Annotated in this window: 20 protein-coding genes and 1 pseudogene; 12 read left to right on the plus strand and 9 right to left on the minus strand. The window is 68.3% G+C overall.

Annotated features, from left to right (window positions below; translation table 11 throughout):
• Positions 1–9: 9 nt before the first annotated feature.
• Complete coding sequence (locus C1O66_RS18190) at positions 10–159, minus strand: DUF3149 domain-containing protein (protein WP_102769185.1); 150 nt, start codon at positions 157–159, stop codon at positions 10–12.
• Between the two features lie 155 nt (positions 160–314).
• Between C1O66_RS18190 and C1O66_RS18195 the strand changes: the two genes are divergently transcribed.
• Positions 315–1202 (plus strand): SIR2 family NAD-dependent protein deacylase, encoded by an 888-nt coding sequence (locus C1O66_RS18195; protein WP_207795983.1) that lies wholly within the window; start codon positions 315–317, stop codon positions 1200–1202.
• A gap of 47 nt (positions 1203–1249) precedes the next feature.
• Here C1O66_RS18195 and C1O66_RS18200 read toward each other — a convergent pair whose 3' ends face one another.
• The 6 genes from C1O66_RS18200 to C1O66_RS18225 form a co-directional block, all read right to left on the minus strand.
• On the minus strand, positions 1250–2308 hold the full coding sequence (locus tag C1O66_RS18200; protein WP_165794674.1) for a TolB family protein: 1059 nt from the start codon (positions 2306–2308) through the stop codon (positions 1250–1252).
• 937 nt (positions 2309–3245) lie between these two features.
• A complete protein-coding gene (gene gtfA / locus C1O66_RS18205; RefSeq protein WP_102769187.1) occupies positions 3246–4739 on the minus strand; it encodes a sucrose phosphorylase in 1494 nt (497 codons plus the stop codon).
• Positions 4736–6067 carry an MFS transporter gene (locus C1O66_RS18210; RefSeq protein WP_102769188.1) on the minus strand — a complete coding sequence of 444 codons (1332 nt, stop codon included), beginning with the start codon at positions 6065–6067 and terminating at the stop codon, positions 4736–4738. Before C1O66_RS18210 ends, gtfA begins: the two co-directional genes overlap by 4 nt.
• Complete coding sequence (locus C1O66_RS18215; RefSeq protein WP_102769189.1) at positions 6064–7083, minus strand: PfkB family carbohydrate kinase; 1020 nt, start codon at positions 7081–7083, stop codon at positions 6064–6066. The genes C1O66_RS18210 and C1O66_RS18215 overlap by 4 nt, the downstream gene beginning before the upstream one ends.
• A 13-nt stretch (positions 7084–7096) precedes the next feature.
• Positions 7097–9406 (minus strand): TonB-dependent receptor, encoded by a 2310-nt coding sequence (locus C1O66_RS18220; RefSeq protein ID WP_102769731.1) that lies wholly within the window; start codon positions 9404–9406, stop codon positions 7097–7099.
• Between the two features lie 221 nt (positions 9407–9627).
• Entirely contained in the window at positions 9628–10749 is a 1122-nt protein-coding gene (locus C1O66_RS18225) for a LacI family DNA-binding transcriptional regulator (RefSeq protein ID WP_341476786.1), read from the minus strand.
• Between the two features lie 329 nt (positions 10750–11078).
• On the opposite strand from C1O66_RS18225, the gene C1O66_RS18230 reads away from it, so the two are divergent.
• The 3 genes from C1O66_RS18230 (at position 11079) to C1O66_RS18240 (ending at position 15439) form a co-directional block, all read left to right on the plus strand.
• Complete coding sequence (locus tag C1O66_RS18230) at positions 11079–12179, plus strand: glycosyltransferase (protein WP_165794675.1); 1101 nt, start codon at positions 11079–11081, stop codon at positions 12177–12179.
• Entirely contained in the window at positions 12172–13113 is a 942-nt protein-coding gene (locus tag C1O66_RS18235) for a glucosamine inositolphosphorylceramide transferase family protein (protein WP_102769191.1), read from the plus strand. The genes C1O66_RS18230 and C1O66_RS18235 overlap by 8 nt, the downstream gene beginning before the upstream one ends.
• Positions 13114–13264: 151 nt before the next feature.
• On the plus strand, positions 13265–15439 hold the full coding sequence (locus C1O66_RS18240) for a putative bifunctional diguanylate cyclase/phosphodiesterase (protein WP_165794676.1): 2175 nt from the start codon (positions 13265–13267) through the stop codon (positions 15437–15439).
• A gap of 22 nt (positions 15440–15461) precedes the next feature.
• Here the strand turns inward: C1O66_RS18240 and C1O66_RS18245 are convergent, their stop codons facing one another.
• Both C1O66_RS18245 and C1O66_RS18250 read right to left on the minus strand, forming a co-directional pair.
• A complete protein-coding gene (locus C1O66_RS18245; RefSeq protein WP_102769193.1) occupies positions 15462–16451 on the minus strand; it encodes a response regulator in 990 nt (329 codons plus the stop codon).
• Positions 16445–19927: a hybrid sensor histidine kinase/response regulator gene (locus C1O66_RS18250; RefSeq protein WP_102769194.1), complete on the minus strand. Its 3483-nt coding sequence runs from the start codon at positions 19925–19927 to the stop codon at positions 16445–16447. The genes C1O66_RS18245 and C1O66_RS18250 overlap by 7 nt, the downstream gene beginning before the upstream one ends.
• Positions 19928–20025: 98 nt before the next feature.
• Here C1O66_RS18250 and C1O66_RS18255 point away from each other — a divergent pair, with 98 nt between their 5' ends.
• From C1O66_RS18255 to ureG, 8 genes and pseudogenes are all read left to right on the plus strand, one after another.
• Positions 20026–20328: an urease subunit gamma gene (locus tag C1O66_RS18255; RefSeq protein ID WP_102769195.1), complete on the plus strand. Its 303-nt coding sequence runs from the start codon at positions 20026–20028 to the stop codon at positions 20326–20328.
• Positions 20329–20374: 46 nt separating this feature from the next.
• Complete coding sequence (locus tag C1O66_RS18260) at positions 20375–20956, plus strand: HupE/UreJ family protein (protein ID WP_102769196.1); 582 nt, start codon at positions 20375–20377, stop codon at positions 20954–20956.
• Positions 20953–21258 (plus strand): urease subunit beta, encoded by a 306-nt coding sequence (locus C1O66_RS18265; RefSeq protein ID WP_102769197.1) that lies wholly within the window; start codon positions 20953–20955, stop codon positions 21256–21258. The genes C1O66_RS18260 and C1O66_RS18265 overlap by 4 nt, the downstream gene beginning before the upstream one ends.
• Positions 21258–22976, plus strand: coding sequence for an urease subunit alpha (gene ureC, locus C1O66_RS18270; RefSeq protein ID WP_102769198.1), 1719 nt, complete (start codon positions 21258–21260; stop codon positions 22974–22976). Before C1O66_RS18265 ends, ureC begins: the two co-directional genes overlap by 1 nt.
• Positions 22976–23479, plus strand: coding sequence for a GNAT family N-acetyltransferase (locus tag C1O66_RS18275; RefSeq protein WP_243392844.1), 504 nt, complete (start codon positions 22976–22978; stop codon positions 23477–23479). The genes ureC and C1O66_RS18275 overlap by 1 nt, the downstream gene beginning before the upstream one ends.
• Positions 23476–24021 (plus strand): annotated as a pseudogene (ureE, locus tag C1O66_RS18280) (urease accessory protein UreE); the annotation flags it as partial. The gene C1O66_RS18275 and the pseudogene ureE, both read left to right, overlap by 4 nt.
• A gap of 2 nt (positions 24022–24023) precedes the next feature.
• On the plus strand, positions 24024–24698 hold the full coding sequence (locus tag C1O66_RS18285; RefSeq protein ID WP_102769201.1) for an urease accessory protein UreF: 675 nt from the start codon (positions 24024–24026) through the stop codon (positions 24696–24698).
• The gene (ureG, locus tag C1O66_RS18290) at positions 24695–25369 is read left to right on the plus strand and encodes an urease accessory protein UreG (protein ID WP_102769202.1); all 675 of its coding nucleotides are present in this window, start codon (positions 24695–24697) and stop codon (positions 25367–25369) included. The genes C1O66_RS18285 and ureG overlap by 4 nt, the downstream gene beginning before the upstream one ends.
• Positions 25370–25471 lie beyond the last annotated feature (102 nt).

The raw sequence follows: 25471 nt of genomic DNA on the forward strand, positions 1-25471 counted from the left end.
GTTCAGCGCTCAATCGTTGCGGTGAGCCGCGGTGTCGCTGGCGATGTGGCTCAAAAAGTAGCGCACATAGAACGCGCCCATGCCCAGCGTGATGGCAATCACGGCGGCGCTCATCAGGCCGACATCGGAAGAGAACAGGTCTTTGAACAGGTTCAACATCGATCACTCCTTGCTGTTGCTGCTGCGGGCATGCTTGTTCGTGCCCATGCCGGCATTGGGCGCCTGCCGCCGCCGTGCCGCTTTGAGCTGACGCAAGTTCTGCGCAGACAGCTGAAAGCGTCTGCGACCCGGCTGTGGCTCGGGAACAATGGGGCATGAGCGACGCATCTGCTTCTTTGTCTTCCGAGTCCCTGGAGTCGCCCCCGTTGCACGGCCTGTCGGCCGCCCAGATCGCCCATGCTCTGGAGCTGCTGGAGCAGGCCGATCTGCTGCTGGTGGCGGCCGGCGCGGGCATGGGCGTTGATTCAGGCCTGCCGGATTTCCGCGGCCGCGAGGGCTTCTGGCGTGCCTATCCGGCCCTGGCCCGGGCGAACCTGAGCTTTCAGCACATCGCCAACCCCTTGGCTTTTGAACGCCAGCCGCGCCTGGCCTGGGGCTTTTACGGCCACCGCCTGCAGCTCTACCGCCAGACCCAGCCCCATGCCGGCTTCGACATCCTGCGCCGCTGGGGTGAGCGTCTGCCGCTCGGCCTGGCGGTGTTCACCAGCAATGTCGACGGCCAGTTTCAGAAGGCCGGCTACGCGCCGGAGCTGCTGCATGAATGCCACGGCTCCATCCACCATCTGCAATGCCTGGCCGGCTGTGGCCAGGCGATCTGGCCGGCCGATGATTTCGAGCCCGAGGTGGATGCCGAGGCCTGCCTGCTGCTCAATGCCGCACCGGTCTGCCCGCGCTGCGGCGGCCTGGCCCGTCCCAACATCCTGATGTTCGGCGACTGGAGCTGGCAGGACGAACGCAGCGCCGAGCAGGGCGAGCGCCTTCAGGCGCTGCTGGCCCGAGCCCGCCGGCCGCTGGTGATCGAGATCGGCGCGGGCAGCGACGTGCCCTCGGTGCGGCATTTCAGCCATCGTCTGCTGCAGCGGCACGGTGGCCGTCTTCTGCGCATCAATCCACGTGAATCACAGGTGCCCAGTGGCATGGATCTGGGTCTGGCGGACGGTGCGCTGTCGGTCTTGAACCAGCTGTACGCGGTCTGGGCCTGAGGGGGCAGAGCAGGCACGGCCGCCCGGGAGGCGTCGGCTCGCGGTGGTCAAGGGCGCCGCCCGAGCGCGTTCTCGGCTGGTGCAGGAGTCGGGGTGGTTCCCGGAGGTGCAGCAAACGCGGGGCGCGTCACAGGGCCGGCAGGCACGCTGGTTCTTTGCTCTCGATCTCGTTCGCGCAGACGCTGGAGATCGATGGGAAAGCTGTGGATGTTCTCGATCATGCGCCCCTCGGCCTTGAACTGGCGCGACAGATACAGCCGATCCCGATGCACCATGGGACAAAACTCAGCGCCGATACTGTTGATCGGCGGGCCGAGATTGATGGGCGGGCGCCAATGGCCGCCCTCGCGGAAGCTGATCAAAAGATCGGTTTCCCCCTGCACATCAGGTCCGCTGGAAAAGTAGATCAGGTAACTTTGATCGGGAGCGATGAAGGGATTGGACTCTCGCTGTCGGGTGTTGATGGGCGCGCCGAGGTTTTCCGGAGCTTGGTAGCGGCCATCCTTGAACCTGGAGACATAGAGGTCGGATTGCCCCTCGCCGTCAGGGTTGTTCTTCATGAAATAGATGCTGCCATCTGCGGCCATCGAAGCCGAGGACTCGGAGTCATCGCCGTTGATGCCGTCCCCCAGGTGCTCGGGCTCCCCCCAGCCCTCGGCCTGCAGTCGGACCTGCCAGATGTCGAATCCGCTGCGCTCGGGGCGGTTCGGTACCGGCCGGTTGGATTGAAAGATCAGGCTGCGCCCATCGGGGCTGAACATCGGGTCGATGTCTTTCCAGCGCGGGTCCATGGAAAAGCTGGCAGGGAAGGGCGCCAGCCAGCGCCCGTCTCGACGCTTGGCCTCCATGATCGCAAGGCTGCTGCGACCGCCCCCCGAGCGCACCCAAAGGGCGCGGTCCTCGGCTGGCGAGAGGGTCAGGCAGAAGACGCCGCCATCGGAAATCAAGCCCGGTTCGTAGAGTCCGTCGCTCGCCGCCTGCTGCAGACGTTCCGCCATCGTGGATGTCTCCGCCTGGCAGACCGCGGACAGCAGGGCCATCAGGGTCAGGCCTGCCAGCTTGCGGAGTCCGTGGCGGGTCTCAGGGATGGCAAAGCGCTTGCGCATGAGGAGTCTCCTTGCTCTGTGCACGTTGGCAGGTGCCCGGGCTGGGATGTGGAAACGGGGTGGAAGCGCCTGGCAGCCTAGCGACAGCAGGCGACTCTGTCTTTGGTCATGGGCGGCCGAGTCAGGCTGGCACGGAAGCTGCAATAGCTTTCTCAACTTCAGTTGTCTCCTCCACCGCCCCTGGGTGGATTCCAGCCTCAGGCCTTGTGCCTGGGGCTTTTTTTTGGGGCAGGCAAGACGGCCTTGGGTACGAAGCCGCCTTTGGTTTTGCTCGTGAGGCCCTGCAGCTCGTGCCGCCACCGGGCTCATGGTTCCGGGGTCGGCCCTGACGGGCCGACTCCCCTGTGCTGCTAGCGCCTCGGGGCTGGCGCATAACTCACTCCGCTCCCTGCGTTCGCTTCGTTCAGACAGAAGCGCCAAGTCAGAGCTTGAAGCGCGCGGGTACGCGCGCGCCCCGAGGCGCTGTGCTGCTCGGCCCCTCACAAATCGCCCGGCAGCGGCACGGGCTGCAGGGCGCTTGCATCGCGATCGACGCGCCCCATCAACGGTGGAACACGCCACCTCCGAAGGTGGCTCGGCCCGCCGACGGGCGATTTGTGCGCGGCCGAGGGCGCAGCGGAGCGGCTCAGGCGCGTGGTCTCACGCGCATCAAGCTCTGACTCGGGGCCACTGTTTGACCGCAGTGAGCGCAGCGAACGGAGGGAGTTTGGCGCCGCTGAGCCGCGCAGTGAGCACCGAGGGGAGTCGGCTCGAAGAGCCGACCCGCGAACCATGAGCCCGGCGGCGGGCCGAGACACCGCAGCGAGAACGATCAAGACAGCGGAGGTCCGCAATGTGCCGACCTCGGCCGCTGACCCTTTGACGGCGCGAGGCGGTGCATCCGCACCAGGGGCGTGCCCGAATTGCACCAAGCGAGGGCCAGGGCCAGCAGGCGCGCTCAGTGGAACTGCAGGCTTTGCAGCTGGCCGCTGGCGTCGGTGTGGCTCAGTTCGTGGGCCAGGGTGGCGAAGTTCACATGCAGGGTGGCCTGCTGGGCGCCGGCTTGCCAGCGCAGGGTCAGGTCTTGCGGGCTGGTGGCCTCGCTGCTGAACTCGCCGGCAAAGGCGGGGTGGCTGTTGCGCAGGCGGATCAGCAGGATCAGCTGCTGCACCACGGGGCGCTGCAGCTCCGAGGCAATCTCGCCCTCGTCGTAGTAGTGGCGGTTGATGTCGCGGCCGACGCCGCTGCGGGCCAGCAGCTCCATGTCGTTGTGGCCGGCCAGCAGGCCGACGTAGTAGACCTGGGGCACACCGGGCAGGAAGAACTGCAGCGCCCGCGCCAGCAGGTAGCGCACATCGTCGCGGCCCAGGGCGTCGTAGAAGGTGCAGTTGACCTGGTAAAGATCGAGGTTGGAGGCCGCAGCGCCCGTGGCCTGGCGGCTCTCGCCGCCGCTGTTGCTGTGGATGCGCTCGACCAGGGCGTCCAGCTCGGCCGGCGGCACCAGGCCGGGTTGGCCTACGCGGTCGCTGGCGTCGGCGCCGATGTCGATGATGCCGATGCCGTCGTGGGTGTCCAGCACCGTCAGCGCATTGCAGGGGCGCTGCGCAATCCACTGCTGCAGCGGGCCGGATTGGGCGAAGAAGAAGGCATGCAGCACCAGCGGCGGCAAGGCGAAGTCGTAAACCCAGTCCACGCGCGCGGCGATCTCGATCTGGCGCCGGTAGTAGGCATGGATCTCCACCAGCACCTCGATGCCGAGGCTGCGCGCCTGCGCCGCGAACTCATCGATGAAGGCAAAAGTTTCCGGCATCATGAAGCAGCTGGCGCCGGCTTTCTTGATGGCATAGCCCACGGCATCGAGGCGCACCATGCGGATGCCTTTGTCGGCAAAGGTTTGCAGGATGCTCAGCAAGTAAGCGCGGCCCTGCGGGTGGTGCACGGCGATGTCGATCTGGGCGGCGGTGAAGGTGGTCCAGAGCAGCTTTTTCTGGCCGTTCTTCAGTGTGGCCATCTGCACAGGCAGGCCGGGGCGCGGCCGGTAGACGGCCAGCAGATCGGCTTCGGTGGCGCCCTCCGGAAAGACCGCATCCAGGGTCAGAAACAGGCCGGCATAGGGCGAGGCGTCGCCGCGCGCCGAGTAGTCCAGAAACTGCGGCGAGCTGCTCGACATGTGGTTCACGATCACATCCCCCATGACGTCGAGGTTGTCCGTCAGGTCTTTGATGTCGTTCCAACTTCCTAAGCGCGGGTCGACCTGGGTGTGGTCGATCGGGTCGAAGCCGGCATCGGCGCCGTCGATGGCATGAAAGAAGGGCAGCAGGTGCACGCCGCCGAAGACCTCGCCGAGCGCGCCGCCCGGGCCCAGCAGGCGGCGCAGGCGCTGCAGGTCCTGCCCGTCGAGGCGGCCGCCGAGGCGGTCGACGTAGGTGATCAGTTGGACTTGGTTCTTCATGATTTCAATTCGGACTGGGAAGGCTGGGGCGTGGTCTGCACGCGCAGCATCGCGACCGCGGCGCAGACCAGCAGGACGCCGGCCAGGCGGATCACATGGTCCGGGCGGCCGCCCAACAGGCTGTGATAAATCAGCGGCAGCGTCACCATCTGGATCAGCATGGGGATGACGATGAACATATTGAAGATGCCCATGTACACCCCGGCCCGCTCGGGCGGGATGCTGCCGGCCAGCAGCACATAGGGGTTGCCCATGATGCTGGCCCAAGCCAGGCCCACGCCCAGCATGGGCAGCAGCAGCAGCCAGCGGTTCTGGATCTCGGGGATGGCCCACATGCCGGCGCCGGCCAGCACCAGGCACAGCGCATGCACGCGCCTGGGGCCGAAGCGCCGGGTGAAGGGCACCATCGCAAAGGCCGCAAGGAAGGCCACGAAGTTGTAGAAGCCGCCGATCTGCCCGTTCACCAGGCCGGCCTCGCGAAAGCCGGCGGAATGCGGGTCGCTGCTCTGGAATAGCGTCAGCGCCAGGGACGGCACGATGTAGATCCAGTAGCACATCATGGCGTACCACTGGAACAGCTTCATCCACCAGAGCTGGCGCATGGTGCGCGGCATCTCACGCAGCGCGCTCCAGATCTCGCGCAGCGCCGCACCCAGGCCGCGCGGCTGGCGGCGCATCTGCGCCAGTTCGTCGGCGCTCAACGGCAACTCGGGCACCCTCCGCACCGACCACCAGACCGTGCTGATGGAAAACACGGCACCGATGAGAAAAGCCGTCAGGGTGATCTGCGGGATGTTGTTGCTGCCCAGCGCGTCTTTGTCCATGCCCATCAGGACCAGCAAGGTGGGTGCGAGATAGGCCAGGGTCTGGGCCAGGCCGGTGAAAGCGCTTTGGGTCAGGAAGCCCAGGGAATACTGGCTGGCGTCGAGCCGGTCCGAGACGTAGGCGCGGTAGGGCTCCATGGTCACGTTGTTGGCGGCATCCAGGATCCAGAGCAGGCCGGCGGCAAACCACAGCGTCGGGCTGAAGGGCATGGCCAGCAGGCCCAGGCTGCAGAGCAGGGCGCCGATCAGGAAGTAGGGTGTGCGCCGGCCCCAGCGGCTGACCGTGCGGTCGCTGAAAGCACCCACCAGAGGCTGCACCAGCAGGCCGGTCATGGGTCCGGCCAGCCACAGCAAGGGCAGGCTGGCTTCGTCCGCGCCCAGGTACTGGTAGATCGGGCTCATATTGCTCTGCTGCAGACCGAAGCTGAACTGGATGCCGAAGAATCCGATGTTCATGTTGACGATCTGCCAGAAGCTGAGTCTGGGTTTGCTGGAGAGATTCATGCGGCCTCGCTCTTGAGCATTGCGGGCTTCAAGACCTGCCGCCAGGGCAGGAAGAAGGCGTCGTCCTCCGGCATGGGGCCGCGCTCGCCACACAGGGCTGCGGCATAGCCATTGGCCAAGGCCAGGCTGTGTTCCAGGGCTTGCCCGCTCAGCTGGGCGGCCAGCAGCATGGCGCTGAAGGCATCGCCGGCGCCGACGGTGTCGATCATGCGCGGCAGGCTCAGGCCGGGCCCCTGCGCCAGAAGCGCACCGTCCGTGCCGAAGGCGGCATAGCCCGCACTGCCGCGGGTCAGGATCAGGCGCTGCAGACCGAAGCGCTGCATCAGCGCCGCCAAGGCGGGGCTCAAGGCCTCGGCCTCCTTCAGCGGATTCAGCGCCGCATCACCCGCGCGGCCGAACCAGCGCAGCAGCAGGCCCAGTTCCTCGTCATTGACCTTGAGCCAGTCGGCCTGGGCCAACGAGGCGACGGCCAGCTCGGGCGTGTCGGTACCGGCGCGCAGGTTCAGGTCCAGGTAGCGTGTGCAACCGAGGCTGCGGGCGCGTTCGGCCAGGGCCTGGATGCTGGCCCCCGAGACCGCGCCGCGCTGGGCCAAGGTGCCGAAGTAGAAGAAACGCGGCCGCAAGGCTTCCAGTGAGGCCAAGGCCGGTTCCGATGCGATGAAGTCCCAGGCGGCCGGCGTGTGGATGTGAAAGCTGTGGCCGGCCGGACTGCCGTCGGCGTCCAACTGCTCGCTGACGGTGACACGGCCGGTCGCGTGCGTGGGGTCGATCTGCACGCCTTCGGTCGCCAGGCCGAAGCGTTGCAGGCTGGCGCGGATCAGGGCACCGCCGGCATCGTCATGGCCGATGCGGCTGACCAGGCACACCGGGGCTGAACCGCCGGCCCCGTCGGCCAGCAAGGCCCCCAGCGAGCGCGCCACATTGAAGGGTGCGCCGCCGGCGATCTGGCGCTCGTGGAACTCGTCCACCAGCGCTTCGCCCACCAGCAGGATGGCGGAGTTCAGCTCCTTGTGCATGGGGCCGCCGCGATCAGAAGTTGTACTTCAGCGTGGCGCGCAGGCTGCGGCCGTTGAAGGCGCGTGCGGCATGGCCATCGCCCTCGATCTCGGTGTAGGCCAGGGTGTTGAACAGATTGTTGGCCGAGAGCGAGAGCTGGGCCTTGTCACCCAGGGGCACATTCACAAAGGCATTGACCAGGGTGTAGCCCTTCATCGTGATGGTGTTGGCATCGTCACCGTAGGACTTGCCCGAGCCGACCAGGGCGGCGCCCACCTCGATCTGGCCCAGCATCACGCTCGGTGCCAGCTGGTAGACGAAGTTGGCCTGACGGCGCGGCTTCTTGCCGACGATGGTGGCGTCGTTCGAGGCCTTGATCTTGGCGCTGGTGAAGGTGGCGCCGCCGCTCAGGCTGAAGTCGCCCCAGCTGTAGGCCGCTTCCAGCTCCAGGCCGCTGGCCTTGTACTTGTTGGCGCTGAACTTCTGGGTGGTGACCTCGAAATTGCTTTCGGTCGTGCGGGCGTTGAACAGGGTCGCGAACAGGCTCAGGCCGGCTTGGCGCCATTTCAGGCCGCCCTCGACCTGGTCGATCTCATTGACGCTAATGGGCACCGAGCCGTCCAGCGGGTTGCCGTAGAGCAGGCGGTCGGCGCTGAAGGACACGCCGTTGCTGACGCGGGCGAAGCCGGCCAGATTGGGCGTCACGCTGTAGTTGGCGCCCAGCGAGTAGGAGGTGTGGCCGACCTTGTAGTTGACCGTCTTCTGGCTGGCTGCATCCCAGGTCTTGGCCGTGTTGTTGCCGGACAGGGTGGTGCCGCTGGCCTTTTGCTCGTCGCGGCGCAGGCTGCCGTCGAGTGTCAGGCTGCCCAGGTCGACCGCAGCCGCGGCATAGGGGGAGGTCTGGGTGTACTGCACGTCAAAGGTGCGCGTGCAGCAGCCGCCCCAGGTGGTCCAGCCTTCGGCGATCGGGCCGGTGCCTGGCTGGCCGGCGGCGTTCAGCACCTGCGAGCCAACGCCTTGCATGCTCAGCTTGTACTGGTTCCAGAACCAGGTCTGGGCCACGTTCTGCACGCCGTAGAACAGGCCGGCGACCAGGGTGGTCTTGACGCCGTCGCTCTGCATCACCTTGCTCAACTTCAGGTCGTTGAAGGTGTTGTCGAAGTTGTCCAGCGAGGTGTTGAACAGGGTGCCGGTGAAGGAGTTGGCCGCGCCGTTGTTGCCGTTGTCGGCCGGGAAGAGGGCGATGAAACGGCCCGAGTTGCTGGCCTTGCGGAACTTTTCTTCCACGCTGAAGCCGTTGCCCAGATCCAGGCCGGCCTCGAAGCCCAGGGCCAGGCTCTTGATGCGCAGGCCGTCGCGGGTGTTGCTGGTCGTGGTGCCGCCGTCCTTGTTGTAGCCGGTGTCCTTGGCCAGGCTGGGGGTGATGAAGAAGGCGGTGCGCGGGTCGATGCCGGAGATGGTGCGGATCGTGCCCTTGTCCACGGTCACGGGCACCGGCATGAAGGAGGGCGTGCGGTCGTTCAGGGCCTTGAGGCTGACGCTCACATAGCCTGCGTCGATCTTTTGGGTCAGCTTGGCGCGGATCTGGCCGCCGTTTTCGACATTCATGCCGGTCGGCCGGCCGCCTTCGCCGATGCGCTGGAAGCCACCGATGTGGAAACTGGTGCCATTGCCGATGCTGCCGCCGTAGTCGGCGTCGAGTCGCATCAGGCGGTCGTCCAGGCCCACGCTCAGGCCGATGGCGCCAGCGGGCTTGCCGGCGCCGGTCTTGCTGATGAAGTTGATCAGGCCGCCGGGCGAGTTGGACGCGAGGGTGGAGGCCGAACCGCCGCGCACCACCTCCAGGCGGGCCGTGCTGTAGTCGGCGCGCAGGAACTGGTCGGCGGTGCCGAAGGAGATGTCACCGAAGAGCAGCACGGGCAGGCCGTCTTCCTGCATCTGCACATAGCGCGAGCCACCGGCCGACAGCGGCACACCGCGCACGGTGACGTTGGCATTGCCTTCGCCGCCGGTCGATTCCGAGCGCAGGCCCGGCACGCTGCGCAGCAGCTCGGCCGCGTTGCTGGCGCCGGTCTTGGCGATCTGTTCGCTGTCGATGGAGCTGACCGAGAGGCTTTGCTTCATCTTGGTCGTGCGCACCGAGCTGCCGGTCACCACCACCTGGTTGAGTTTCAGCTTGTCCTGTTTATTGTCCTGAGCCGCTTCGGCCTCGCCGGCGGGCGCGGCCGCTTGCTGGGCCAGGGCCGGCAGTTGCAGCAGGGCCAGGGTGATGGCGGCCAGGGCCGGGCGCGCGGCTCGGCGAGAGAAGGTGGCGGTGGTGAACGAGGGCTGGTGCTGTCGCATGGTGTCTGTCTCCTTGGAGGGGCGGGTCACGCTCAGGGAAGGCGGCGCGACCCGCGGAACATCGAGACCGCTGGCGGGCTTGCTGCCTTTTGGGGCATCGTGCACCACTGCCGTCTTCTTGGGCACCATTTTGGAACTTATTGCAATCGATTGCAAACAAGGGAAAACGCGTATCTGCCTTGAAGCAACAAGGTTTCTACAAAACTTATTGCAATCGATCGTCAGGCGGCGCTGCGCCGGACGATCAGGCTCACGCCGAGGGTGCGTGAGGGGCTGCGCTCGCCGCGCAGCTGGGCCATCAGCGTGGCCACGAGTTCGGCCCCGGCTTCGGCCACCGGCTGGTGCACGGTGCTCAGCGGCGGGTCGCAGTAAGCGGCCAGAGGCATGTCGTCATAACCGACCACTGCCACGTCTTCCGGCACGCGCCGGCCCGCCGCGCGCAGGGTGTGGATGGCCTGCAAGGCCAGCAGATCGCTGCAGGCCACCACGGCGTCGAAGGCCGGCGCTTGCGGCAGCCAGCGTTCCAGCGCCGTACGGGCACCGCCGGGCTCAAACGGCAGGGCCAGTTCCAGCGCGGGGTCGGCCTGCAGGCCGGCTTCGCGCAAGGCCTGCTGGTAGCCCTCGCGGCGCAGCCAGACCTCGGGCAGGGCGGCGTCACCGAGGAAGGCAATGCGGCGCCGGCCCAGCTGCAGCAGATGGCGGGTGGCTTGCAGGCCGCCGTCGGTGTTGTCGCCGCCCACGGTGCAGTACAGCTGTTGGGGCATCGCTCCACCCCAGACCACCAGGGGCAGCTGGCGTGCGGCCAGGGCGTTGAGCTGGTCGTGATGGCGCCACTGGCCCACCATGATCACGCCGATGGCCTTGCCCGAGTCGTAGAACTGCGCGGCCAGGTCCAGGTGTTCGGCGTCCACGCGCGAGAGCAGCATGTCGTAGCCCTGGTCCGTCAGGGCATCGGCAATGCTGCCCACCAGGGCCAGGAAGAAGGGGTCGGAGATGTGCTGGCGCGAAGCCGCCTCGAAGGGCACGACCACCGCCACGGTGCGGTTCTTCTGCAGGCGCAGGTTCTGGGCGCCAAGGTTGATCGAATAGTTCAGCGAGCGGGCCAGCTCGGCCACGCGTTGGCGCGTCTCGGCATTGACCAGCTTGCTGCCGCTCAGCGCGCGCGACACGGTGGACACCGACACCCCGGCCAGGCGGGCGATGTCGGCCATTTGCAGGCGGCGTTGTTCGGCCAGACCGCCCGCGGCGGCGGTGCGCGGCGCCGGGCTGGCGGCGGGAGATTCAGCGGCAGCCTCGGCCGGCGGCGAAGCCGGTGAGGCCGAAGGCAAGGAGCGCTTGGACATGGGCCGGGATTGTGCCGCAGCCCCCGTGGGCCCTGCGGGATCGGGGCGAGCTGCGCAGCCATCCGCCAGGGCCGGCGGCCACGCGAAGCATCGCCTGTGGGTCCGAAAAGCAAGGCCGATGCGAGCTGCGCTTCTGTTGTGGGCGCAGATCGCGCCGTTCGGCGGGCCGCCGTCCTGTCCGCCGCGCCCGGGCGTTCCACCCGCTGCGCCTTTCGCCCCAACCCCAGCAAACACGGGGTCTGTACGGTGGAATTGCAATGTTAAGCATTGTTAAGATTTGCTGCGGTTTCAATTTGATACACCTATCGCCCAGCTCTGAGGCCCCGGATATGTCGCTCGCCAGCCCTGCTTCCAGCCCCGCGCTCACCATCGTTCACGTGGTGTTTTCTTCGCGCATCGCCGGCGGCGAACGCCATTGCATCGATCTGGCCCAAGCCCAGGCCGCGCTCGGACACCGAGTGCACGTGATCGGCAGCCGCGGTTCGGCCGTGGCCGGCGAGCTGGGCCCCGGCATCCAGTTCCATGGCCTGGCCCTGCCGCTCTTGCGTGCTTGCCGCGTGCGCCGTCTGGCCCGTCGCCTGGGCGCCGATGTCTGCCACGGCCACCTGGGCCCGGCCTGCAAGGCGGTGGCCGCAGTGCGCGGCGCGGCCCGTGTGGCCACCCTGCATGTCGGCTACAAAGCCCATCACCATGCCCGCCAGGACGGCCTGATCTGCGTCAACCGCACGCAGGCCCAGCAGCTGCCGGCCTTCGACGGCGCGGTCAGCGTGATCCACAACTGGGCGCCCGAGCGTGCGCCCGCGCCCCTGTCGCTGTGCCTGCGCCGCGAGCTGGGCTTGCGCCCCGACCAGCCCCTGGTCGGCTCGGTCGGGCGCCTGCATCCGAGCAAGGGCATGGACTTGCTGATCCAGGCCTTCCGCGACCACGCGCCGGCCGATGCCGCTCTGGCCATCCTCGGCGAAGGCAAGGACCTGGAGGCCTTGCAGCGCCTGCGCGGCGGTGATGCCCGCATCCATTTGCTGGGTTACCGCGCCGATGTTGAACAGGCCTTGCAGTCCATGGATCTGTTCGTGTCACCCTCGCGTGAAGAGGCTTTCCCGCTCGCCATCCTGGAGGCGATGCGCGTCGGCCTGCCCATTCTGGCCACGGCGACTCAAGGCCCTTCGGAGATGCTGGCTCAGCAGCCGGCCACCCTGGTGCCAGTGAACGATGTTGTGGCCCTGGGCCGGGCGCTGCGTGAACGGATCGAGGCCTTGCGCGCGCTGCCCGGCCAGGCCGTGGACCGCCAGCGGGTCGAGTATTGCCTGCAGGCCTACCAGCGCCCGCAGGCTGTGGCCCGTGTGATCGCTTTCTACCGCGATGTGCTCAGCCGGCGTGCCAAGGCGCCGCGAATGCAGCCGCGTCTGCGGAGCGGCGCGGCCCATGTTTAAGCGGCCGCGCACCGATTTCTGGCAGGTCGGCATCGTGCCGGCACCGATTGAGGCGCTCGACGCCACCCGTTTGCAGGCCCTGGCCGGTGCCATCACCTGGCTGCCTTCGGCCGGGCCCTGGCGCTATCTGGCCGATCCCTTTGGCCTGCGTCGTGGTGACACCCTGCATGTCTTCGTCGAGGCCTTCGACTACCGGACCAAGCACGCCGTGATCGAGCGCCACGAGCTGGGCGCGGCCGATCTGCAGTGGCGCAGCCGGCGTACCGTGCTGGCCCGGCCTTTTCATCTGTCCTACCCCCAGGTCTTTGAGCATGAAGGTGCCACGTTCATGGTGCCCGAGAGTGCCCAGGCCGGTGAGGTGGCGCTCTACCGCGGTGACGACAGCCTGAACCACTGGCAGCGCGAATGCGCCCTGCTCAGCGATCTGCCGGTGGCCGACGCCTCGCTGATCGAGCACCAGGGCCGTTGGTGGATGTTCTTCTCCCTGGTGGGGCCGGGCGCGCGCGACCAGCGCGAGCTGCATCTGGCCCATGCCCCGGCGCTGACCGGGCCCTGGAAGCTCCATGCCGGCAACCCCATCCGCGTCGACCGCAGCGGCGCGCGCCCGGCGGGCCGGCCCTTCCACGCCGCCGATGGCGCGGTGATGCTGCCGGTGCAGGACAGCTCGCGCACCTATGGCGGCGCCACCCGCATGCTGCGCTTCGAGCAGTTGGGCCTGGACCGCGTGCACTGCGCCCCCACCGGGCTGCATCTGCATGGTGCCCTCGCGCGCGCCGATCATGCAGACGGCTTGCACACCCTGTCCGCCTGTCAAGACCTGACCCTGATCGATGTCAAGCGCTTCGACCACTCGCGGGCCAAGCAATGGCTGGATTTGAAGCGCCGAGCCCGCCGCCTGATCGGCCGTCCGGCACCACTGCCGCCCTTCGTCTGATCTGAGGGCGGAACCACGGCGCCACCGGCGCTGGCGCCGCGAGAAAGCCACACCGTGCCGCTGTGGCATGCCTGCAAGTTAGCCCTGCGCCGGTGGGCGGCGTACCATGGCCTGCAGTCTTACCCGGAGCGAGCAGGCTGAAGTGCAAACCTTGACCCGACTCGCGTCGCTCGACGCCCAAGCCCTCTGTGCCTCTCTCGACCACGCCTTCATGGGCCTGGTCTGGGTCGATGGCCAGGGCTGCATCCGCCACGCCAACCGTTTCTTCCTCGAGCGCGCCGTGCCGGCCGATCGGCTGGCGGACTGTTTTCCCGACATTCTGGACAGCTGCTGGCAAGCCTTGCTCGACCCCAGCCGCGGCGCCCAGCGCGAGAGCTTTCATGCCCAGCTGCGCCTGGCTGCCGGTGGCTTGGCAAGTTATGAGTTGCAAGTCCAGGCCCAGGGCCAGGAGCCGGCGCAGGCCGGGGCTGTGCCCGGCGTCCTGACCCTGCTGGCCCTGCGCCCCATGGACGAGCGGGGTGAGCGCGAAAGCGTGGCCATCCTGCAGCGCCAGGTGCTGGAGGCCGTGGCCTTGGGGCGGCCGCTGCCCGTGGTGATGGATCTGCTGTGCCGGCGTGTCGAGTCGCTGGCGCCGGATGTGATCTGCTCGGTGCTGGCGGTCGATGCCCAGGGGCGGCTGCGCCCGCTGGCTGCGCCGAGCCTGCCGTCCAGCTACAGCAATGCGCTGGACGGCCTGCCCATCGGCCCGGCCGTGGGTTCCTGCGGCACGGCGGCCTGGCGCAAGCAGGCGGTAGAGGTGCGCGACATCGCCGAGGACCCGCTCTGGGCCGATTACAAAGGCCTGGCCTTGTCGGTGGGCTTGGGGGCGTGTTGGTCCACGCCCATCCTGCTCGACGGCACGCGTGTGGCCGCGACCTTTGCGCTCTACTACCGCGAGTCGCGCGAGGTGGCGCCCTTCCACCGGCGCATGGTCGAGGCCTGCGCCCAGCTCTGCAGCGTCGCGCTCAAGCACGACGAGCATCTGCGCCAGATCGAGCGCCTGGCCTATTTCGACGGCGTCACCGGCCTGCCCAATCGCAGCCTCTTCCACGACCGCCTGGGCCAGGCCCTGCCGGTGGCCATGCTCAGCGGCAGCCCGGCCGCGCTCCTGCTGCTGGACCTGGACCGCTTCAAGACCGTCAACGACAGCTTTGGCCACGCGACGGGCGACGAGGTGCTGCGCCAGGTCGCGGCCCGCTTGCAGGCCTGCCTGCGCGAAGCCGACACCCTGGCCCGCTTCGGCGGCGATGAGTTCGTCGCCTGGCTGCCCGGCTGCAGCGGCAGCCAGGCCATGCAGGTGGCTGACAAGCTGCTGGCCGCCTTGCAGCCGCCCCTGCAACTGCCCAATCAGGCGCCCTTGCTGATCAGTGCCAGCATCGGCATCAGCTGCTTCCCCGAGGACGGCCAGGACCCCGAGCTGCTGTTCAAGAACGCCGACATCGCCATGTACGAGGCCAAGCGCGCCGGCCGCAACTGCGCGCGCTTCTTCCTGCCGGCCATGAACCAGGCCCTGGATGAGCGTGTGGCCTTGGAGGGGGCGCTGCGCCAGGCCCTGTCCACCCAGGCCCTGCGCCTGCATTACCAGCCCAAGCTGCGCTTGAGCGACCGTGCGGTGGTGGGCGCCGAGGCCTTGTTGCGCTGGACCGATCCGCAGCGTGGCGCGGTGCCACCGGACAAGTTCATCCCGGTGGCCGAGGAATGCGGCCTGGTCAATGCGCTGGACGCCTGGGTGCTGGAGGCCGCCTGCGAGCAGCTGGCCCGCTGGCGCGAGCAGGGCGTGGCCATCCGCGCGGTCTCGGTCAATGTCTCGCCCACCCGCTTCCAGCAGGACGATGTGGCCGCGCATGTGGCTTCGCTGCTGGCGCGCCACGGCCTGCGGCCCGAGCAGCTGACATTGGAGGTGACCGAGCGCCTGCTGCTGGATCACGACCCGCGCACCGCCGGGCAGCTGGCCAAGCTCTTCGCCATGGGCGTGCGGCTCTCGCTCGATGATTTCGGCACCGGCTACTCCAGCCTCAGCTACCTCAAGCGCCTGCCTGTCAGCGAGCTCAAGCTGGATCGCAGCTTTGTGCGCGATCTGGAAACCGATGCCGACGACCGCGCCCTGGCCAGCGCCGTACTGGGCATCGGCCGGGCCCTGGGCCTGGCCGTGGTGGCCGAGGGCGTGGAGACCGAGGGCCAGCGCCAGATCCTGATCGAGCTCGGCTGCGAGGAGGCTCAGGGTTATTGCTTTGGCCGACCCATGCCCGTGGCCGATCTGGAGGCCTGGTTGGCGGCGCCGCGCTGAGCGGGGCAGCCCGAGGACGGATTCACAACTCCCACTGCGGGTGCAGCTGGCGCAGGCGGTTCAAGGCCATGGCCGCCGCCGAGGTGCGGGTCTCGACGCCGAGCTTGGCGAAGACGCGCTCCAGATGTTTTTTCACCGTGGCCGGGCTGGCGCCCAGGATGTCGCCAATGTCGCGGTTGATCTTGCCCTTGACCACCCAGTAGAGCACCTCGGCCTCGCGCGCGGTCAGGCGGAAGTTCAGGCCCATGGCTTCGATCAGGGCGGCGTCGCTCTGCTCGCGCATGACCAGCAGGCATTCATCGCCTTCGTCCAAGTTCTCCAGGCCCGAGGGGTGCAGGGCAAAGCTGAGGCGGCGAGCGCCTTGCTCATGCTGAAAGCGCGGTGGCTCGCGTAAGTGCTCCTGAGCCCTGAGCGGCTGCTGCGCCAGCCATGCGCGCACCGGCGCGGGCAGCAGGCCGCCGGGCTCGGCCGGGAAGTGGCGCTGCAGCAGTTCGCGCGCCAGCGGTGTCTGCCACATCAGGCGGCCGTCACTGAGGCGCACGGTGACGCTGGCGTAGCCGAAGGCATCGAGCGCGCGCCGCGTCTGCACGGCGCCCTGGGCTTGCGCGGCCGCGCGCAGATGGACCTGCATGCGCGCCAGCACCTCCTTGGGCTTGATGGGCTTGGTCACATAGTCGGCGCCGCCCGCTTCGAGCGCGGCCACCAGATGCTCGGTCTCGGTCAGGCCGGTCATGAAGATCAGCGGGATGCCGGCCGTGGCCGGGGTGGCCTTGAGTCGACGCGCCAGCTCAAAGCCATCCATGCCGGGCATCACCGCGTCCAGCAACACGATGTCGGGCTGGGCCTGGCGCGCGCGGGCCAGGGCCGCCTCGCCGCTGGTGGCGACGAAGACGGTGTAGCCCGATTCATCGAGCGCGTCGTGCAAAAGGGCCAGGTTGTCCGGCACATCGTCAACGATCAACACGCGCTCGCTGCGCGGCCCCTCCGTGCCGCTGAATGTCGGCGTCAGCATGGCGCATCCTCCAGGTTCAGCAGCATGGCTTCGAACTGGAACTGCCGCGCCTGCTCGCGCAGCTGCTCCACACGAGGCTGGCAGTCGTGCTGGCTGGCTTGCATGCGGTCCAGGGCGGCCAGCACGCCGCGGTAGTGGCCCAGCTCCAGGGCCTCGCGCAGGGCCGGCAGGTGCTCAGCGGGCAAGGGCGTCTGCTTCAGCGGCAAGGCTGCCGGCGCTTCCGTGGCTTGATCCAACCACTGCAGCGTCAAAGCCTGGCCCAGCCAGTCCAGCAGCTCGGCATGGCGCACCGGCTTGGTGATGAAGTCGACGGCACTGATGCCGCCCTCATGCTCCTGGCCTTTCTCGAAGGCATTGGCCGAGACGATGGCCACGCGTGGCGGCTGGGGCAGGCTCAGGGCGCGCAGGCGGCGCAGGGTCTCCCAGCCGTCGATGCCGGGCATGGCCAGGTCCAGCAGGACGGCGTCAGGCCGCAGGCCGCCGCTGACGATCAGGTCCAGCGCATCATGGCCGCTGCTGGCGCTGCGCAGCTCAAAGCCCAGCGGCGCCAGCAGCTCGATCAGCAGCTGGCGGTCGGCCTCTTCGTTGTCGACCAGCAGCAGCAGGCGGCGCGGCCCGGCATAGCCCAGACGCGGGCGGGGCGCGCGCGCGGGCGGCAGGGCGCTGTCCGGCAAGGCCGGCAGGAACAGGCGCACGCTGAACACCGAGCCCTGGCCCGGCGTGCTGCGCGCGTTCAACTCGCCGCCCATCAGCCGCGCCAGCATCTGCGCCATGGTCAGGCCCAGGCCAGCGCCGACGGTGGCACCGGTGCCGCGGCTGCTGCCGCGGGTGAAGGGCTCGAAGATGCGCGCCAGCTCGGCCGCGTCCAGGCCGGGGCCGCTGTCCTCCACCTCGATCAGGGCCAGCTCGCGGGCATGGCGCACGCGCAGGGTGACCCGACCCCGCGGCGTGAACTTGATGGCATTGCCGATCAGATTGATCAGGATCTGGCGCAGCCGCCGCTCGTCGCCGCGCACGCAGGCCGGCAGCTCGCCCTGCACTTCAAAGCGGAACTGCAAGCCCTGGGCGGCAGCCTGGGGCTCGAACATCTCGGCCAGCTCGTGCATGCAGTCTTCGAAGCGCAGGGGCGCCAGCTCCAGGCTCAGGCGGCCGGCTTCGATGCGGGCCAGGTCCAGGGTGCCGTCGATCAGGCTCAGCAGGTGCTCGCCGCTGCGCTTGATCACCTGCACGGCCTGGCGCCGGCGCGGCGGCAGCTCGTGCGTGTCCTCGGCCATCAGCTGGGCATAGCCGAGGATGCTGTTGAGTGGCGTGCGCAGCTCGTGGCTGATGGCGCTGACGTAGCGGCTCTTGGCCTGGTTGGCGGCCTCGGCCGCGGCTTGCGCGCGCTCGGCCAGCACGCGGGCCGCTTGCAAGGCCTCGTCGGTGCGGCGGTGCGAGGCGATCTCGCGCATCAAGGCCTCGGTCTGGCGGTTGGATTCTTCTTGCGCCACCTCGCGGCTCTGGTGGGCCAGCACCAGCCACCATGCGGCAATGCCCAGGCCCAGGCTCAGCAGCACATAGGCCTTGAGGAAGCCGGCGCGCAGGCTGGCCGGCGTTTCGCCGGATCCCAGGCTTTGCAGCTCCTGGTGGTAGAGCAGGCCGAACAGCGCCGCCAGCAGGGGCAGCAGCACGCCCATCAGCAGCAGGAAGTGGCCCAGGCCTTTGTCCAGCACCGGCCAGAGCGGCCGCGGCAGCAGGCGGCGCAGCGCGCCCGACCATTGGGCCGAGAGCCGGGCCTGGGGCTTGCAGAGATCACCGCAGCGCGCGTCCAGGCTGCAGCAGAGCGAGCAGATGGCGCCCTGGTAAGCGGGGCATTGGGCCATGTCCGGGCCTTCGTACTCGCGCTCGCAGATCACGCAGCGGCGCGCGCGCAGGGGGCGGCCTTCGTCTGGGTCTTCGCCGAACGGTGCACGCGCCAGGTAGTAGCGCCCGCGTGTGGCCCAGGCGATCAAGGGCGAGGCGAGCAAGGCCGTCACCAGGGCGATCAGGGCCGAGAAGGCCTGTGCATCCGGCCCGAACAGGCCCAGGTGGGCGCTGACCGACAGCGCCGAGGCCAGGGCCATGGCGCCCACGCCGACCGGGTTGACGTCGTAAAGGTGGGCGCGCTTGAACTCGATGCCCGGCGGCGACAGCCCCAGGGGCTTGTTGATCACCAGATCGGCCACCACGGCCATGATCCAGGCGATGGCCACATTGCCGTACAGGCCCAGCACAGCGCTCAAGGCCTCGAAGACATTCATCTCCATCAGCAAGAAGGCGATCAAGGTGTTGAACACCACCCAGACCACCCGCCCCGGGTGGCTGTGCGTCAGGCGCGAGAAGAAATTGCTCCAGGCCAGCGAGCCGGCATAGGCATTGGTGACATTGATCTTGAGCTGCGACACGATCACGAACAGGGCCGTGGCCGCCACCGCCCAGCCGTAGTGCGGGAACACATACTCGTAGGCGGCCAGGTACATCTGGTTGGGGTCCACCGCGCGCTCGGCCGGCACGGCGTGGCTCAGCGCCAGCCAGGCCAGCAAGGCGCCGCCCAGCATCTTGAGCACGCCCAGCAGCACCCAGCCCGGCCCGCCCACCAGCACCGCCGCCCACCAGCGCCGCCGCTGCGCCGGCGCGGCATTGGCCGGCAGGGCGGGCATGAAGCGCAGGTAGTCGGCCTGTTCGCCCATTTGCGTGATCAGGGCAATGCCCACGGTCAGCGCCGCACCAAAGTGGCGCAACTCGAAGCCGGCCGTGCCCGAGAGCGCGCCAGCATGGTGCAGAGCACCGGCAAAGGCCTGCGGCTCTTGCCACAGCACCGCCGCGAAAGGCAGCAGCAGCAGGACCAGCCAGAGCGGTTGCGTGATCAGCTGCAGGCGGCTGATGACCGACACACCGTGGGTGACCAGGGGAATCACCACCAGCGCGCAGATCAGATAGCCCCAGCGCGGCGGGATGTCCAGCGCCAGGTCCAGGGCGTAGGCCATGACGGCCGCTTCCAGCGCAAAGAAGATGAAGGTGAAGCTGGCGTAGATCAGCGAGGTCAGGGTCGAGCCCAGGTAGCCGAAGCCGGCGCCGCGGGTCAGCAGGTCCATGTCCACGCCGTAGCGGGCGGCGTAGATGCTGATGGGCAGGCCGGCCAGAAAGATGATCAGGCCGGTGGCGACGATGGCCCAGGCCGCATTGGCCCAGCCGTACTGCAGCAGCAAGGTGGCGCCCACGGCCTCCAGGATCAGGAAGGAGGCCGCGCCGAAAGCCGTGTTGGCCACCCGGAAGCCCGACCAGCGGCGAAAGCGCTGCGGCGTGAAGCGCAGGGCGTAGTCCTCCAGCGTTTCGCGCGCCACCCAGGCGTTGTAGTCGCGCCGGATCTTGATGACGCGCTGCGGCGCCGGGCCGCCTTCAGGCGGATGAAGGGGCGGGTGCAGGGGCAGCGGCACATCGTGGGGCAGGGCGCTCATGGGCGAACGGCGAGCAGGTTTCGTGCCGCCTGCGCGCGGCGGTCTCCAAGTCGGCACGGGACTTGCAAACACCCCTCGCAACACCCGAGCCGAACACCATGGAACTGACGCCGAGAGAGAAAGACAAGTTGCTGATCTTCACGGCCGCCCTGCTGGCCGAACGCCGGCGCGCCCGCGGGCTCAAGCTCAACTATCCCGAGGCCGTGGCCTTCATCAGCGCCGCCGTGATGGAAGGCGCCCGCGACGGCAAGACCGTCGCCCAGCTGATGAGCGAGGGCCGCGAACTGCTCGGCCGCGCCGATGTGATGGACGGCGTGGCCGAGATGATTCCCGACATCCAGGTGGAAGCGACCTTCCCGGATGGCAGCAAGCTCGTGACTGTGCATCAGCCCATCGTTTGAGCCGTCCCCGCATTTATTTCAACGACACCGACAGGAACCCGCCCTCATGAAACGCGCCCTCGTCTCCGCCCTCGCTGGCTTGCTGCCCCTGGTGGCCGTGTCGCACACCGGCGATGCCGCCCATGGCCATGACTTCATTACCGGTTTCTTCCACCCTTTGAGTGGGGCCGATCATCTGGCGGCCATGCTGACCGTGGGCTTGTGGAGCGGCCTGGCCCTGCGCCGGCCCTGGCAGGCGCCGCTGGCCTTTGCCGTGCTGCTGCTCGTCGGCGCGCTGCTGGGCTTGAGTGGCCTGGAGCTGCCGGCGGTGGAGCCCATGATCGCCGCCTCGGTGCTGGCCCTGGGCCTGCTGGCCGCCACCCGGCGCGCCCTGGCACCGGCCCTGGCCATGGGCCTGGTGGGCTTCTTCGCCTGCTTCCACGGCGTGGCCCATGGCCGCGAGCTGGACGGCGGTCTGGCCTTGCTGGGCATGGTGCTGGCGACCTGGCTGCTCCATGTGGCCGGCCTGGGCCTGGGCCTGTGGCTGCGCCGCACGCAGGCGCGCTGGGCCCTGCCGCTGAGCCGCGTGCTGGGTGGCGGCATTGCGCTGCTGGGCCTGGCCTTGATGACCCGGGTGGTCGGCGCATGATTCCCGGCGAGCTGTTCACGTCCGAGGGCGAGCACCTGCTCAACCCGGGCCGGCGCACGCTGAGCCTGGTGGTGCAGAACGCGGGCGACCGGCCCATTCAGGTTGGTTCCCACTACCACTTCGCCGAAACCAATGCGGCCCTGCAGTTCGACCGCGCCGCGGCGCGCGGCATGCGGCTGAACATCGGTTCCGGCCTGGCCGTGCGCTTCGAGCCGGGCCAGCAGCGCACCGTGGAGCTGGTGGACCTGGCCGGCGCGCGCATCGTTCACGGCTTCCGCGGCCTGGTGCAAGGGAGCTTGTGATGGCCACGCTGGGACGACGCGCCTATGCCGAGATGTACGGCCCCACCGTGGGCGACCGCCTGCGCCTGGCCGACACGGAGCTGATCATCGAGGTCGAACAAGACCTGACCCTGCGCGCGGGCGGCTATGGGGAGGAGGTCAAGTTCGGTGGCGGCAAGACGATCCGTGACGGCATGGCGCAATCGCAGCGTGCTCGTGATGAGGGTGCTGTCGACACGGTCATGACCAACGCCCTGATCCTCGACCACTGGGGCATCATCAAGGCCGATATCGGCCTCAAGAACAGCCGCATCGTCGCCATCGGCAAGGCCGGCAACCCCGACACCCAGCCCGGCGTGGACATCATCATCGGCCCCGGCACCGAAGTGATCGCCTGCGAAGGGCTGATCGTCACCGCCGGCGCGGTGGACACCCACATCCATTTCATCTGCCCGCAGCAGATCGAGGAAGCCCTGGCCAGCGGCGTGACCACCATGCTGGGCGGCGGCACCGGCCCGGCCACCGGCACCCTGGCCACCACCTGCACGCCCGGCGCCTGGCATCTGGAGCGCATGCTGCAGGCCGCCGATGCCTTCCCCATGAACCTGGGCTTTCTCGGCAAGGGCAATGCCAGCCAGCCACTGGCCTTGCAGGAGCAGATCGAGGCCGGCGCCATCGGCCTCAAGCTGCACGAAGACTGGGGCAGCACGCCGGCCGCCATCGACAACTGTTTGAACGTGGCCGAGGCCACCGACACCCAGGTCGCCATCCACACCGACACGCTCAACGAGAGCGGTTTTGTCGAGGACACGGTGGCCGCTTTCAAAGGCCGCACCATCCACACCTTCCACACCGAGGGCGCCGGCGGCGGCCATGCGCCCGACATCCTCAAGGTGGTGGGCGAGGCGAACGTGCTGCCCAGCTCCACCAACCCGACCCGGCCCTACACCATCAACACCCTGGACGAGCATGTCGACATGCTCATGGTCTGCCACCACCTGGACCCTGCGATTGCCGAGGACCTGGCTTTTGCCGAGAGCCGCATCCGCCGCGAGACCATTGCGGCCGAGGACATCCTGCACGACCTGGGCGCCATCAGCATGTTCAGCTCCGACTCCCAGGCCATGGGCCGGGTCGGCGAGGTGATCCTGCGCTGCTGGCAGACGGCGCACAAGATGAAGCTGCAGCGCGGGCCTTTGCCTGGCGATGGGCCTGGCAATGACAACGCGCGGGTCAAGCGTTATGTGGCCAAGCTGGCCATCAACCCCGCGATTGCGCATGGCATCAGCCACGAGGTGGGCAGTGTCGAGGTCGGCAAATGGGCCGATCTGGTGCTCTGGAAGCCAGCCTTTTTTGGCGTCAAGCCCAGCATCATCCTCAAGGGTGGCAGCATCGCCTTGGCCGCCATGGGCGACCCCAATGCTTCCATCCCGACGCCCCAGCCGGTGCATTACCGGCCCATGTTCGCGGCCTTCGGCGGCGCCCTGGCGCGCAGCTCGTTGAGCTTTGTGTCGCAGGCCGGCCTGGCGGCCGGGGTGGGCCAGCGCTATGGTTTGCAAAAGACCCTGGCTGCCGTGCGCGGCATCCGTGGCCTGGGCAAGCGCGACATGATCCACAACGATTACGCGCCGCGCATGGAGGTCGATGCGCAAAGCTATGCCGTGCGGGCGGATGGCCTCTTGCTCAGCTGCGAGCCGGCGCAGAGCCTGCCCATGACCCAACGCTATTTCTTGTTCTGATGTCCCCACTTGCCATGACCACCGAAACCGACTTGCTGATCCGCCTCGATGACCTGAGCGACCCGCGCATTGCCGCCTTCATGGAAGAGCATATGCAGGACATGCGCGCCACCTCGCCGCCGGAAAGTGTGCACGCGCTGGACATGAACAAGCTGCGCCAACCGGAGATCGCTTTCTGGACGGCGTGGCTGAACGAGCCCGCAGGCCCGGTGCTGGCGGCCACCGCCGCGATCAAGCGCCTGGATGCGGAGCACGCTGAACTCAAGTCCATGCGCACCGCGGCCGCGCTGCGTGGCCGCGGCCTGGCGCGCCGCATGCTGCGCCATGTGCTGGCCGAGGCCCGTCAGCGCGGCTATCGCCGCTTGAGCCTGGAAACCGGCACGCAGGCATTTTTCGAGCCGGCCCACCAGCTCTACGCCAGCGAGGGCTTTGTCGTCTGCGAGCCCTTCGGCAGCTACCGGATCGACCCCCACAGCTGCTACATGACCTTGGCGCTGGCATGAGCGCCGCAGCGCTCTTGCAAGTGGCCCGTCTGATCCCGCAAGGCCAGGGCCTGGCGCCGGTGCTGCTGCGCCGTGCGGCCTGCCTCAGCCTGGACTGGGACACGCGGCAGAAGAGCCGCTTTCAGGCTGAGGACTCCAGTGGTCGAGTCTTGGGCGTGTTCCTGCCGCGCGGCACCCAGCTGCGCGGCGGCGATGTGCTGCTGGCCGAGGATGGCAGCCTGATCCGCGTCGAGGCGGCGCCCCAGGCGCTGCTGCGCATCAGCGCTTGCGCGGAGCACGGCTCGCCCTTTGACTTGACTCGCGCGGCCTACCACCTGGGCAACCGCCATGTGCCCATCGAGCTGCAGCCCGGCTATTTGCAGATCGAGCCCGACCATGTGCTGGCCGAGATGCTGCGCGCCCAGCCGCATCTGCAGGTGCAGGCGCTGGACGCGCCGTTTGAACCGGAGGGCGGGGCGTATGCGGCGGGGCATGGGCACAGCCATGACCATGGGCAGGACCACGGTCATGCTCACCCTCCTCACCATCATCATCACGCCCATCCATGAGCGCCCTGCTGCAACTGCTCTGGCTGGCCTCGCCGGCTTTGCCCATCGGCGGCTTCTCCTATTCCGAGGGCATCGAATCGGCCGTGGCCCATGGCTGGGTGCATGACGAAGTCAGCACCGCGCACTGGCTCTCGCAGCAGCTGCGCCTGAGCCAAGCGCGCGGTGACCTGTCCTTGGCGGCCCAGGCCTTGCGAGCCTGGCGCGAAGACGACCGGGCGACTCTGCGCCGCCTGAACGACTGGTTGCTGAAAACCCGCGAGAGTGCCGAGCTGCGCCTGCAGTCCGAGCAGATGGGCCGTTCGCTGCTGGACTGGCTGCGCAACCACGACACCGCCACGCCGGCACAGATCGCGCAGTGCCAGGCTTTGGGCCAGCCCTGCTACCCGCTGGTGATGGCCCTGGCCCTGGCAGCCAGCGAGGCTGCGCCCGAGGATGCGCTGCTGGCCTACGCCTTCGCCTGGGCCGAGGCCATGGTCGGCGCCGCCATCAAGTCGGTGCCCCTGGGGCAGAGCGCTGGACAGCGCATCCTGGCCCGCCTGGCCGCCGAGATTCCCGCGGCGGTGGCCGAGGCGATCACCACCGATGAATCTCGGCGTCAGGCCTTTTCTCCCATGCTGGCGATCCTCTCAGCCCGCCACGAAACCCAGTACTCCCGCCTGTTCCGATCATGACGCCAAGCACCTCGCACCTGACTCCGCTGCACCACATCCCCGGTCGCAGCAAGCGCCTGCCGCCCCTGCGCGTGGGCATCGGCGGCCCGGTCGGTTCGGGCAAGACTACCTTGCTGGAGATGCTGTGCAAGGCCATGCGTGAACGCTGGGATCTGGTGGCCATCACCAACGACATCTACACCAAGGAAGACCAGCGCCTGCTGACCCTCAGCGGCGCGCTGCCGGCCGAGCGCATCCTGGGCGTGGAGACGGGCGGCTGCCCGCACACCGCCATCCGCGAAGACTGCTCCATCAATCTGGAGGCGATCGACCGCATGCTGGCGCAGTTCCCCGATGCCGATGTGGTCTTCGTCGAATCGGGCGGCGACAACCTGGCCGCCACCTTCAGCCCCGAGCTCAGCGACCTGACCATCTACGTCATCGACGTCGCCGCCGGCGAGAAGATCCCGCGCAAGGGCGGCCCCGGCATCACCAAGAGCGATCTTTTTGTCATCAACAAGACCGACCTGGCCCCGCATGTCGGCGCCAACCTCGAGATCATGGAAGCCGACACCCGCCGCATGCGCGGCGCCAGCAAGCCTTTTGTGATGAGCAACCTCAAGACCCTGGCCGGCGTGGCCGAGGTGGTGCGTTTCATCGAGGAGCGGGGGATGTTGAGCTCGGGCGGGTGAAGGCGTGCACTCGATATCGTGTTGCAAGGGCCTTGAGGGACCGGCTTCGGCACGAAGCAGTCCTTGGGTTGCTTGTTGATCGGGCCGACTGGGCGCTCTGCT

Origin of the sequence: Paucibacter aquatile (genome assembly GCF_002885975.1) — a bacterium.
Classification (GTDB): Bacteria; Pseudomonadota; Gammaproteobacteria; order Burkholderiales; family Burkholderiaceae_C; genus Paucibacter_A; species Paucibacter_A aquatilis.

Coding starts and splice junctions, on each gene's coding strand:
- C1O66_RS18190 (WP_102769185.1), bottom strand. CDS start 159: ATGTTGAACCTGTTCAAAGACCTGTTCTCTTCCGATGTCGGCCTGATG.
- C1O66_RS18195 (WP_207795983.1), top strand. CDS start 315: ATGAGCGACGCATCTGCTTCTTTGTCTTCCGAGTCCCTGGAGTCGCCC.
- C1O66_RS18200 (WP_165794674.1), bottom strand. CDS start 2,308: ATGCGCAAGCGCTTTGCCATCCCTGAGACCCGCCACGGACTCCGCAAG.
- gtfA (WP_102769187.1), bottom strand. CDS start 4,739: ATGAAGAACCAAGTCCAACTGATCACCTACGTCGACCGCCTCGGCGGC.
- C1O66_RS18210 (WP_102769188.1), bottom strand. CDS start 6,067: ATGAATCTCTCCAGCAAACCCAGACTCAGCTTCTGGCAGATCGTCAAC.
- C1O66_RS18215 (WP_102769189.1), bottom strand. CDS start 7,083: ATGCACAAGGAGCTGAACTCCGCCATCCTGCTGGTGGGCGAAGCGCTG.
- C1O66_RS18220 (WP_102769731.1), bottom strand. CDS start 9,406: ATGCGACAGCACCAGCCCTCGTTCACCACCGCCACCTTCTCTCGCCGA.
- C1O66_RS18225 (WP_341476786.1), bottom strand. CDS start 10,749: ATGTCCAAGCGCTCCTTGCCTTCGGCCTCACCGGCTTCGCCGCCGGCC.
- C1O66_RS18230 (WP_165794675.1), top strand. CDS start 11,079: ATGTCGCTCGCCAGCCCTGCTTCCAGCCCCGCGCTCACCATCGTTCAC.
- C1O66_RS18235 (WP_102769191.1), top strand. CDS start 12,172: ATGTTTAAGCGGCCGCGCACCGATTTCTGGCAGGTCGGCATCGTGCCG.
- C1O66_RS18245 (WP_102769193.1), bottom strand. CDS start 16,451: ATGCTGACGCCGACATTCAGCGGCACGGAGGGGCCGCGCAGCGAGCGC.
- C1O66_RS18250 (WP_102769194.1), bottom strand. CDS start 19,927: ATGAGCGCCCTGCCCCACGATGTGCCGCTGCCCCTGCACCCGCCCCTT.
- C1O66_RS18255 (WP_102769195.1), top strand. CDS start 20,026: ATGGAACTGACGCCGAGAGAGAAAGACAAGTTGCTGATCTTCACGGCC.
- C1O66_RS18260 (WP_102769196.1), top strand. CDS start 20,375: ATGAAACGCGCCCTCGTCTCCGCCCTCGCTGGCTTGCTGCCCCTGGTG.
- C1O66_RS18265 (WP_102769197.1), top strand. CDS start 20,953: ATGATTCCCGGCGAGCTGTTCACGTCCGAGGGCGAGCACCTGCTCAAC.
- ureC (WP_102769198.1), top strand. CDS start 21,258: ATGGCCACGCTGGGACGACGCGCCTATGCCGAGATGTACGGCCCCACC.
- C1O66_RS18275 (WP_243392844.1), top strand. CDS start 22,976: ATGTCCCCACTTGCCATGACCACCGAAACCGACTTGCTGATCCGCCTC.
- C1O66_RS18285 (WP_102769201.1), top strand. CDS start 24,024: ATGAGCGCCCTGCTGCAACTGCTCTGGCTGGCCTCGCCGGCTTTGCCC.
- ureG (WP_102769202.1), top strand. CDS start 24,695: ATGACGCCAAGCACCTCGCACCTGACTCCGCTGCACCACATCCCCGGT.